Annotated in this window: 7 protein-coding genes and 1 pseudogene; 1 reads left to right on the plus strand and 7 read right to left on the minus strand. The window is 62.9% G+C overall.

All coding sequences use genetic code 11. From position 1 onward, the window contains the following. Positions 1–411: pseudogene (locus V8J39_RS23295) on the plus strand (IS5/IS1182 family transposase); the annotation flags it as partial. A gap of 350 nt (positions 412–761) precedes the next feature. Here the strand turns inward: V8J39_RS23295 and V8J39_RS23300 are convergent. The 7 genes from V8J39_RS23300 to repC all read right to left on the minus strand — a co-directional run bounded on the left by V8J39_RS23300 (position 762) and on the right by repC (position 10,946). Continuing rightward, entirely contained in the window at positions 762–2,735 is a 1,974-nt protein-coding gene (locus tag V8J39_RS23300) for a hypothetical protein (protein WP_336463376.1), read from the minus strand. Positions 2,736–3,292: 557 nt separating this feature from the next. Beyond that, complete coding sequence (locus V8J39_RS23305; RefSeq protein ID WP_336463377.1) at positions 3,293–6,748, minus strand: glycosyltransferase; 3,456 nt, start codon at positions 6,746–6,748, stop codon at positions 3,293–3,295. Between the two features lie 70 nt (positions 6,749–6,818). After that, positions 6,819–7,811 (minus strand): GHMP family kinase ATP-binding protein, encoded by a 993-nt coding sequence (locus V8J39_RS23310; protein WP_336463378.1) that lies wholly within the window; start codon positions 7,809–7,811, stop codon positions 6,819–6,821. A gap of 1 nt (position 7,812) precedes the next feature. Beyond that, complete coding sequence (locus tag V8J39_RS23315) at positions 7,813–9,042, minus strand: HAD-IIIA family hydrolase (RefSeq protein ID WP_336463379.1); 1,230 nt, start codon at positions 9,040–9,042, stop codon at positions 7,813–7,815. Continuing rightward, positions 9,024–9,605, minus strand: a complete 582-nt coding sequence (locus V8J39_RS23320) for a D-sedoheptulose-7-phosphate isomerase (protein WP_336463380.1) — start codon at positions 9,603–9,605, stop codon at positions 9,024–9,026. Before V8J39_RS23320 ends, V8J39_RS23315 begins: the two co-directional genes overlap by 19 nt. 53 nt (positions 9,606–9,658) lie before the next feature. Next, on the minus strand, positions 9,659–10,513 hold the full coding sequence (locus tag V8J39_RS23325) for a hypothetical protein (RefSeq protein ID WP_336463381.1): 855 nt from the start codon (positions 10,511–10,513) through the stop codon (positions 9,659–9,661). Positions 10,514–10,634: 121 nt separating this feature from the next. Then, positions 10,635–10,946 carry a replication initiation protein RepC gene (gene repC, locus V8J39_RS23330; protein WP_336463382.1) on the minus strand — a complete coding sequence of 104 codons (312 nt, stop codon included), beginning with the start codon at positions 10,944–10,946 and terminating at the stop codon, positions 10,635–10,637. Positions 10,947–11,069 lie beyond the last annotated feature (123 nt).

The raw sequence follows: 11,069 nt of genomic DNA on the forward strand, positions 1-11,069 counted from the left end.
GAAGAGATCGGCTCGGTCACAGCCGACGGTGCCTATGACACCAGACGATGTCATGGCGCGATCGTCGGGCGGGGAGCTGAGGCGTTCGGGCATGCCCTCGGACCGGTGGCGGGCATGCCCTCACTCCCATCCGCCGGAACGGCCGCCCGGGGACAAGAGGACTGCCCGGCTGCCCGTGCCCGAAACGGCATCCTTCACGAGACACGACGCCTGGGACGAGCCAACTGGAAGCGGTCGGTCGGCTACCACGTCCGAAGTCGGGTCGAGGCACGGATGAATTGCCTCAAGTCCTTCGGCGAGCGCATCGCCTCACGCGACCCTGATAGGCAGACCGCCGAGATCCAGATCCGGATCGCCATCATGAACAGATACAACACCCTCGGCACCGCCGAGATCATCGCCGTGGGCTGAACACAGAGCGGGACAGGGCTAGATCGGCCTTCAGCTGATTAGTGCAACAACGCCCAAGGACCCTGAACACTGCAATCGCCCGCCCCACTGCGCGGATGGAGACCTCCGCCNCAAGGACCCTGAACACTGCAATCGCCCGCCCCACTGCGCGGATGGAGACCTCCGCCAGCCAGACGATTGCTTTTACATCTAAGACACGCACAAATGACCACCGGACTCCGGTCGTAACTGGATGAATGACCGGTGGCAGGTCATCCCTGGCGCAACCCTCGAACGGAGAATGCCGCGGGAGAGGCCACCCACCCAGTCAGCTCACCCAGCGATCATGGGGTCTAGCGGAACCAAACCGATCAACATCCATCCCAAAATCTCAAAAACGGAACGGGTTGGTAGCGAATGGTCACAGCATTCGTGCCCGGAGGAAGCTCTAAACTGCGAAGGACACCCAAAAACGGTTCTACCGGGGCAGAACGCTCACCAACGCAGGCAGTCCATCCGGGCGCGAAACTATCGCCCGTGATAAATAGAGCTGCTTTGTCCGACGAGCATTCGTAGCGAGAATATCCCGGCGCACGAACCAACACCCTGCACTGGCCGACCGATGGCGACCGTTCATCTCCGGTCCCCACAAGTAGCGTTCCTTCCGGATAAGTGGCAGGAACTTCGTATATTCGATAAGTACCGCCTCCTTGAATCTCTGCCCCTCCTCCCGAAACAATCATGTCACGAAGTCCAACCACCGCAGCACCGAACGCGCCGAAATCTGAGGGGTTATCTAAGATGTAACCATGAAGTAAGTAGTATCTGACTCCAAGCCAACGATGTGGCTCCGAGTATGGTGAAGCGGCTAGTGCCGTGAAGGTCTTCGGCTCATAGCCGAGATGTTGCGCACCAAAGACATCAGCATACCGCTTTAGGACGAGCGGATTATAGCCCTGGGACATAGCTAGACCCAATGCCATCGGCGCATTCATGGCGGACCCGCCAACGACCTCAACTCGCTCCCCTGCCCGCATCAGCCTCTTAATCTGCTTCAGGCTCTCTGCTTCTCGTTGCCACTCAAACTGATCCCAGCCGGCAAGGATCCTATAGGCCTCGGCCAATTCGTACCGCTCATAGCGTTCAGAAAAACTGGTTATCCGACCCGCTGTCGTTAGGTCAACAAGCGTCAGTCCCAAACCGAGAAAGCCCATGAGCGGGCCGCGAACGGCACGGCCCGTAAGGAAATATGCACCGCCAATCAAAACAGAGGCGAGCGCGGCTCGCAGAAGCCAGTTGCTAAAATCGTCTTGAAGCAGTGATAGCCGCGACTTCTCCGCAGCAAAGCGTATCAAGCTCGCCGCACCGACAGCAGAGAGTACGACGAGTAGGCAGGGTAGCGCGAGCCGCTCAATCCATCCGCGATCTCGGCTGCTGCCAGGCAGTGATGCAAACGCCACTGCCAAGGAGGCGTAAAGCATCAAGAAATAAACGCCATCCGAAGGCCGACGAAATAAGGAGAAGCCAGGCACCCTCTCATAAAGGAGGGGAAAAAGCGGTCCCTTCGTTCCCATTGCAAAAAGGAAGGACAGGAGCGCCATACCCCATGCCAATCCAAGCAAACGGGACGGTGCCTGCCGCCGCGACATACTCAAAAGGACGACACCTAGCGGAATAATTCCAACATACAAATAGCCCTCGGTGGCATCGACAGGTCCCCAATGTTCGCTGTGCCCGAGACGAGCACCGAAAGCCCCCGGAAGAATGGAAGACCACGCCGAGAAGCCAGGGAGCGAGGCGGGGGCATTGCTACTCAGGTCCAACCGCGTCCGCGTCGAGAGTTCTACCGTCTCGAGAATGGCGGACAATGAAGGGGCCGCAATCAACGACACCAGAACAAACGAGATCAGCAACCCCACCAAGGCCGGTTGAATACGCTGACTACCTTTGACCTCAGCAACCAACAGCGGCATTAAGAAAAATGGTGAAAGAAATACGACTTGGTTCGGATTGAGTGCCAACAGAGCGCCAACAGCGCTTAGGCAAAGAACGGTGCCCACATTAGGCGTACGCACGCAATGCCGGAAGCTCAGCAGCAGGACAGGCAAAAGAGCAAATGAGATGATCTGAGGCACATGCTGCAATCGACTCGATCCGTAGCCGCCCAGCATGAAAACAATCGCGCCGATCGCCGCCAAGCTCGGCAAAGAACCGCGATGCAGCGTATACTTATATAGGCAAAGCGATCCGACAAGCATGCACAACAATGTAGTTGCATCAAATATCCAAAGGCCGAAAGCCGGGCCGCTAAGAAATCCGACCAACGTGTGGGGTGTGAATAGCATGCCTTGCGGGTCTCCGAGAACTGGAAGACCCCCGAAGGCTAAAGGATTCCAGAAAGGTAGATGTCCCTCGCCAAGGGCCCGCAGTATGAACGCCACCTGCGGGAAGAATGCATCAATGCTGTCCCATGGAACGAACCTACTCCCGGAGAGCCACGGCCAAGATGCGATGAGCCAAGCAAAAACAATCCAGAGCGGATAAAGACGACACCAATCTTTTCGCATCTATGTGATCCCTTCCTACCCGCTTTTCTTCGCCATCGCAGGCATGTTTCGGCACAGGTCGTTGCCTCAACTGCGATGTAGCCCTGTGCCGAAGTCGTGAAGCATCGTTAGAATCATTCACGCTCTGATCACTTAATATTCGGAGCGATGGTGCGACGCTAACTGTAGTTTCCCACATCGAACTAAAGCGGCCGGTGCAGGCGCTCGACAACCTTCATCCGAAGTCGGGAAAATCCTCCCCAAGCAAATAGTGTCACGGCGTTCCATGTATACCGCAGCGACAGCACTTAGCTTGTCCAGGTGCCCACATACATTCGCTCCGAAATTTCCCGGACTTAGATTTTTGTCTTTCCTCGACCAGGCGAAAGTATGGGGTCTCCCCCAACCGGAGCATGGTCCTTCTCCAGTACCACCTGCCACTTCTGGAAGAACTTCTCCCCGTTCTCCTGCTGAAGCTGCTTGGGCTTGCTGTCGAGCTGATCTCCGTAAGAGGCGTGCTCGAAGTGAACGACTTCAGAGCCAGGCACGTAAATGACCGACAAACCGGTATTGCGCGCCTGCATCGCGAGGTCGGAGTCCTCGCAATAGGCATTCCCATATAGCTCGTCGAAGCCGCCTGAAGACTTCCAGAAGCTGCCGCGGACAAGGATCGACGCACCCGAGATGTAGTCGACTTCGCGCTGGAAGGTCCACATCCGGTCGAAGCGCCCCCGACTGCGGCCCAGGTTCCAGCCTGAGCCGTTCTTGAACAACGCCCCGCCGGCCTCTTGGATGGTCGCATCCGGATAGAGCAGCTTTGAGCCCACGATACCAGCCTGCGGCTCGGCGACCATGGTGCGGTAAAGCTCCTCAAGCCACCCCGGAAGCACGATGGTGTCATTGTTGAGGAACAGCAGATGCTCGCCCTTCGCCTGCGCGGCGGCATTGTTGCAGTTGCGTAGGAAGCCGAGATTGGTGGGCGCGCGCACGACCCGTAGACCGGGGAAGAGGTCCGCTGCCTGCAGAGTCTCGTCGCTCGAGCCGTCATCTGCAAGGATCACCTCGTAGGTGATGCCGGTCGAACGGCAGACGGTTGCGACCGAGACGAGGCAGTCCCTGGTCAGCTCCCACTTATTGTAGACCGGGATGATGATCGACACGTCAATCGCCTGTGCCGGATCATAGACCGGGAAGCATTGGTCTGGGGCGGTAGCGCAGTAGCGCATGAACGATTGCTGCGGTAGCGCGCGGGCGCGATTCAGCATTGCCAGGAACGAGGCGCGGTTAGCCGCGTCGCCGAAGCTGTCCTCGACCAGCCGCGCGCCGTTGACGGCGAGCCGGTCCCATAGACCGCGATCGCGATACAGCGTGACGATGGCCCGCGCCTGCTCGGCAGGGTCATCTCGGACCAGCGCGTGAATGCCGTCGACAATGCCCATGCCCTCGGCCGCGATCGTCGTGCAGACCGTCGGCATGCCGGCGCCCATCATCGCGCCGACCTTGCCCTTGATCCCTGCCCCGTAGAGCAGCGGCGCGACGCCGACGCGGTATTTCGCAAGCTCCGGCTCCAGCTCGGCCACGTAGCCGACATAGCGGATGCCGGGCCGCTCTCCGAGAGCGATGACCTCGGGCGGCGCTTCCGCCCCGATAATGTGGAATTCCGCCTCGGGGGCCTCGGCATGCACGGCGGGCCAGACGTTGTCGGCGAACCAGATCACCGAGTCGACGTTCGGCGTGTGCTTGAAGCCGCCAATGAAGAACACGTGATCGCGGGCATGGTAGCCCGCAGGCGCCGCAACGACATCGCTGTAGAGCGCCGGGAAGACCGAGATCTGCTGTGCGGGCATTTCGGCGCGCAAATAGGGGACCTCAGCCGGGCTCACCACCACGACATGATCCGCGGCGCGCATGACCGCCAGCTCGCGCTGCTTGGTGTGGCGCGCGCTCTCGGTCTGGGACGGATCTCCGCTCAGCTCGGCCGCACGCTCTTCACGCAAGTAATGCAGGTCCGGCGCGTGGAAAAGGATCGGCGCGGTGGGTGCCCGATCGCGCGCGGTGGCCAGCATCTGTTCCGCCACCTCGATACGGATCAAATAGAAGGCATCGAACTCGTGCCCGTGCGACATCAGGTAATTGCGGCCCCAATCATACCCGCTTTCGCGCGTGATCACCTCGACCCCGAGCTTGGCGAGATTGGCCGCATAGGGCTCGACCAGCTTCATGTCGGCCGGCAGGAACACCACGTCATAGCCGACCGCGCAAAGGTCCGCGATCAGCCCGAAGGTCGCCTGCTCGCCGGCCGACAGGTCCGGGCGCGGCAGGCGGTAGTCTGACACGAAGATCCGCGGCCGGCGCTGCAGCTTGTGCAGGTCGCTTTCCGCTGTGCTGGGGCGCGGCGGCTGCAGGGCGGCTTCCTGATGAGCGAGCGCCGCCTTGCGCGCCGTCCAGTCTTTGAGGATCGTCGCGGGCTTGCGCTTCTTGACCAGCTTGCGGAACTTCTCGCGCCTGCGCTTCGACATCATCGGCGACAGCGCCAGCAGAGCCTTCACCGCACTGCGCTCCAGCGCCTTGCCAAGCGGCAGCAGCGGCTTGCGATACGCGGAATAGAGCCGCTGCGCGACCTCGTCCGCCGCGCGCTGAAGGGCCGCATATTGCGCCTTGGTCCCGGCGGCGCGGGCCTCGGCCTGCGTCAGGTGATCGCGCGTTTCGGACAGGATCGCCTCTGTGCGGCCAAGCTTGCCATCGACCTCCCTGGACGTGGCCTCTGCCGCCGCCAGTTGCGCCTGCAGGGCGGCGCGATCATCCTGATGTAGCTTGGCGGTCGCGCGGTTGGCCGCGAGCATGCTGCCGACAAGCTCGTCCATAGCCCGCAACAATACGGACATCTGCTGCCGGTCGCCGCGGAAGGCCGCCGTCGCTTCGGCAAGTGCCGCCTCGGCGCTCAGGCCGCGCGAGTCGATCTCGTGGCGCAGGATCTTCAGCAGCGCTTCGCTGCGCAGGGGGAAGGGTGCGACGGCAAGATAGTCCCAGCACCGCGGCAGACCCAGCACCGGCGCGATCTGCGTATCGTGGAAGGCGCGCGCCTCGTCGGCGCGGGTGAAGAACGCGGCGGGGAAACCGCAGGAGGCCGCGAAATCCTGCCACTTGAAAGGCAGATCGATCATGCCGCTGTCGAAGAAGCCGAAGGGCTTGCCATAGGCCGCCGCCATGATCGCCCCGTGCAGCGACCCGCAGAGGACGAACTCGGCCGAATAGATCGCGTCGATGAACCGCTCGAGTTCGTAGAAGGACTTGGCGATGCGGGCGCTCAGAATGCCGTCGGCGCCGGTGATTGCGAGCAGTTCGGCGTCAGAGCGCGTGTCGTTGAAATGCGGCAGGCAAAGGATCTTGCCCGTGGTCTCGGGCGCGGGGTTCGGACGGTAGAGCGCCGGCATCAGCAGCCCCGGATCGCCAAGTGGCACCACCCCGTCCAGACCCAGCTCGCGCGAGGTCAGCGGCCCGCGGACCGACCGGATCTCGACATGGCGCAGCAACTCGCGGCTCAGGCAGCCCGGTTCGCGCAACCCGCCGCCCCAGGCCACCAGCGCGATGCCGTCCCCGGCACCGGGATGGCTGTCCTGGGCGTCGCGGACCATGAAATCGCTCAGGTAGCTGCCGACAAGACGCACATCCTGCGGCGGTCGCGGCGTGCGCAGGAACAGATGCTCGAGCAGGTAGGCGCTCAGGAAGTCTCCGAAGTTCTGGATCTCGTCGTCCTCGCGCCAGTAGGGAACCGTCTCGCGGCCGGGCGTGGGGGGGATCATGTCCGACATGGCTGCTTCCTTGACGTTCAGGCGCGTGCCCCGGTCCGGGGCCGGAGCGATAAGGGGGACAAATTTCGGTTCAGTCGATCCGCGACACGGACGAGCCGTCCGAAACCATCTTGATCGGCACCACCCGCTCGGCGCCGAAGCGCTCGACGAAGGCAGGGTGCAGGGCGGGATCGGCCATGAACATCACAAAGCCGCCGCCCCCTGCCCCAAGCAGCTTGCCGCCCCAAGCGCCCAGTTCGCGCCCCTGAAGGTAGATCTCGTCGATGGTCGAATTGGACACTGTTCCCAGCTGGCGTTTGAGTTGCCAGCCGTGGTTCAGCAGATCCCCGAACCGCACGAGTGCCGCCGGGTCGTCCCCCTCTTCCTCGAGGATCGACGCACCGATCTTGGTCATCTCGTACATCTCCTTGAGGTATGCCTCGTTGGAGCCGGACTTGGTGCGTGTCTCTTGCGAGGCCAGCACCGCCGAGGCGCTGCGCTCTTGCCCGGTGTAGACCAGCATCATCGAGTCGTTCATTAGCTTCAGGCGGCTGGTCGCCAGCCGCAACGGCTCGATCGAGATCTGCTCGCCAGAAAACTCGTAGCGCGCCAGACCGCCGAAGGCCGCATGGACCTGGTCCTGAACGCCGACGTTTTCCTGAAGGATCGTCTGCTCCATGTGGATCGCGCGTCGAGCCAATTCGTAGCGCGTCAGCGATACGCCCCGCATTTGGTTGAGAAGGTTTATGAATCCAACCGTGAAGGCCGAAGAGCTGCCCAACCCCGTCCCGCCGGGAAGATCGGACATCGTCGCGATATTCAGTGGCGTATCCCAGTTGTAGTGCTTCAGGCTCTCGCGGATCACCGGGTGCTGGATATCCTCAATCCGGTCGACGCTTTCGGTCTGCCGGTAGGTCACACGGTATTTCTGCGCCGAGAACGGCGCCAGCGGCAGCACCTGGATATAGACCGACTTGTCGATCGTTCCGCCAAGGACGGCACCGCGCTCGCGGTGGAAATACGACGGGTAATCGGTGCCGCCGCCAAGAAAGCTGACCCGCAGCGGCGTCTTGCTGATCCACATGTCAGTTCTCCATCTCTGTCAGCTGCGCTGCAACCAGCGCGTCGAGCGATCCGCCCTCGTAACGCAGGCCGCGAAGGCCTGCCGCCTCGGCCGCTGCGACATCGGTCACGGCGTCGCCCACCAGGAAGCTGCGCTCTGCCGCGACGGGCCATTGCGCCAGCAGATCGGTGATCATTCCCGGATTAGGCTTGCGACGGTGACAGGCGCGCGCATAGCCCTCGACCACGCCGTCCGGGTGATGCGGGCACCATTCGATCGCATCGATATGGGCCCCCAGGGCCGCCAAGTCGCATTGCATCGCGCGATGGAAGCCAAGCACCGCGGCCTCTGGATAATACCCGCGCGCCACACCGGCCTGATTTGTGACGACGAAAACGTAATAGCCGGCCGCATTCGCCCGTGCGATCGCCTCGCGCGCGCCCGGCATCCACTCCAGCGTCTCGGGCCGCCAAGTATAGCCGACATCGCGATTCAGCGTGCCGTCGCGGTCCAGGAACAGCGCCGGTTTGCGGCGGTGCCGCGGAAGCTCGGTCTGCGCACGCTCGAAGGTTTCGGGCAGGCCGATGTCGATGAAATAGCTGCCCTCGCGCGCATGCTCGGCACGCACTGTGCCCTCGGCCACCTGCGCAGGCAGCAAATCGGCCTCGAGCGAGAGCACGGCCCCGGGCTCGAGACCGGCAACGATCTCGCGACGCAGGATGTAGATGCCGCTGTTGATCCAGCCCGGCCGACCGGCGAAGGAAGGGTCCTTTTCGCGGAAGGCCGTCACGCGGGGGCCATCGGTATCGACCACCCCATAGCGCGCGACATCCGGCATGTGCTGCAGCAGCATCTGCGCGGTCCACCCCTGCCCCGCGCTCGCGGCCCATGCCGCCGCATGGCGCGCCAGATCGGTGTCGAGCCAGGAGTCGCCGTTGGTCAGCAGGAACTCGCCCTGCAGCTGTTCGAGCGCGAACCGCAGCGCTCCGCCGGTGCCAAGCGGCGCGGGTTCGACCAGCACCTTCAGCTTCGCACCCCAGCGGGTGGTCCCGTCATAGCGCGCGACGATCTGCTCGCCGAAGCGGCCGGCCAGCAGAACGATTTCCTCGAAGCCGTAGCGGGCAGTCTCCTGGATGATGATGTCCAGGAATGGCGCGCCTGCGACCGGCAGCATCGGCTTGGGGGTCTGGCTGGTCAGATGGCCGAGCCGGGTCCCGAGCCCGCCGCAGAGGATTACGGCTTGGGTGAGCACAGCGTCGCCTCGGTGATCGCGCAGATCAGATGCCCGATCGCGATATGGGCTTCCTGGATGTGGTTGGTCTTGCCATGCGGCACCGCGATCAGCAGATCGCTGCCCTCTCCCATCTTGCCGCCGCCCTCGCCGGTCAGCGCGATGGTTTTTACGCCCAGCTCACGCGCGATCGAGAAGGCATCGAGAACGTTGGCACTGTTGCCGCTGGTCGACATGCCCAACAGGACGTCGCCCGGCTTCGCGATGCCGCGCAGCTGGCGCGAGAAGACCTTGTCATAGCCGTAGTCATTGCCGATCGCGGTGAGCGCCGAGGTGTCCACGGTCAGCGACATGGCCGGCAGCGGGTTGCGGTCGATCAGGAAGCGCCCCATCAGCTCGGCCGCGAGGTGCTGGGCATCGGCCGCAGAACCGCCGTTCCCGCAGAAGATCACCTTGTTTCCTGCGGCCAGCGCGTCGATCCACATCTGCGCGGCGGCTTCGATCTGGGGCGCGAGCACTTTTAGATCATCGATGAGCCTCGCGGTTTCGCCGAGGTATTCCGCGATATAACCTTGATGATCCATGATCTCTACTCCTGCGCGATACCGGCGCTTTCAACATGGCGCTGCGGTCAATGTCAATCTACCGCACCCTGTGGCGTGGAGGCTTCGCGCCGGCTGCGTCGCAGGTGCTTGCCCGCCTTGCGGGCCGCGCGCGCGTGCAGTCGCAGGAAGATCCCCGCCGCGCCCCGCCGCGCCAGACGTTTGAACAAGTCGGCGCGGACAAAGAGCCGCGCCGCCCGGTCTGCCTCCGACCGATCCGGTGCCGGGATCGGCATCGCCCGCGCATAGTCGAGATGCACGGTGCGAAACCCCCCGGTCTGCAAGAGCCAGCAGACCAGCCGCTCCTGCACGAAGGTCTTGAGACGGTAATCCGCAGGCCCGTCGTGGTGCGTAGGGCTGTCATCCCTTCGCGGCGGGTCGGCGAGATCGACGTAGTCCACATACTGCCGCGCGAGCGCCTGCCAGGCCCGCCAGAAGCGCGGCTTGGCGATGATGTAATTCGAGTGCACCGAGGTCGTGAAGTCCCCTATCATGGCGGCAAGGTCGGTGGGTTTGCCGATCGAGGCGAGAAAGGCCTCGGCGCAGTCGATAAGGCCCGGATGATACCGGTCTCCCGACAGCCACACGTTTCGCCATTTCGCCAGCGAAACCCAGTTGTAACTGCAAAGCGCCACTTCGGCCGTGGGATGATCGGCTATCAGCGCCTCGATGCTTTCGAGGCGCACCCCCAGCTTCTCTGGAAATTTCGGCGAGACGAAGCCATACCAATGATCTTCCTCAAGGCTGTGGGTCTCGAGGTAATGCAGGATAGGCCAGAGCTCGAACCAGCCTGGTGGCCCGTCGCCGTTATCGAGCGGCACATACGGCGGTTCGATCGTGGTCTGCGACCGCTCGTCATAAAAGATCTTGTGTAGGGTTAGATCGGGCATCTGGACTTTCAGCGCGACAATATCGCAAGGACAGGCGGTGCAGTACGGCTTCCTGCCTGTCGGTTATAGGGAAGCGCGAGCCATAGGGTAAGTCTCCGGAGGGAAGTTGACAGCTGTCAACTCACGCGGCCCTTCGGTTCTCGGCTCGCAGAAGCGCCATGACCATCGGGCCTGTCGAGAAGCTCCCGTTCGCGGCGCGGGTGCTCAAGGCGCGGAGGTAGCCTCCGGGGCGGGCGATGGTCTCGGCGCGTTGCAGGAGGCACGCGATCACGACCGCCGCGTGCCCTGCCCCGAGGATCCGGCAGGCTTCCTCCCAGGCGTCGGGGCTGATGCCCATGTAGCCGCGCACTGTCGCCGCCGTCGCCACCAGCTCGTGCCAGTGACGGATGCCGTGCGGGGCGTGGTCGAGCATGTCGGGACAGGCGCGCAGCACCAGATGCAGCGGCAGGCCGGGGTCGGGAGCCTCTGCAGGGGCGTTGTTGCACTTATCGGTGAGGCGGATTCAGGTTGTGAGTCCTGAGTGTTAGCGTCGAGCCATGCCGAAGCCTTCTTCCCC

Origin of the sequence: Frigidibacter sp. MR17.24 (genome assembly GCF_037095655.1) — a bacterium.
Taxonomy (GTDB): domain Bacteria; phylum Pseudomonadota; class Alphaproteobacteria; order Rhodobacterales; family Rhodobacteraceae; genus Frigidibacter.

Coding starts and splice junctions, on each gene's coding strand:
- V8J39_RS23325 (WP_336463381.1), bottom strand. CDS start 10,513: ATGCCCGATCTAACCCTACACAAGATCTTTTATGACGAGCGGTCGCAG.
- V8J39_RS23320 (WP_336463380.1), bottom strand. CDS start 9,605: ATGGATCATCAAGGTTATATCGCGGAATACCTCGGCGAAACCGCGAGG.
- V8J39_RS23310 (WP_336463378.1), bottom strand. CDS start 7,811: ATGTGGATCAGCAAGACGCCGCTGCGGGTCAGCTTTCTTGGCGGCGGC.
- V8J39_RS23300 (WP_336463376.1), bottom strand. CDS start 2,735: ATGCTATTCACACCCCACACGTTGGTCGGATTTCTTAGCGGCCCGGCT.
- V8J39_RS23305 (WP_336463377.1), bottom strand. CDS start 6,748: ATGTCGGACATGATCCCCCCCACGCCCGGCCGCGAGACGGTTCCCTAC.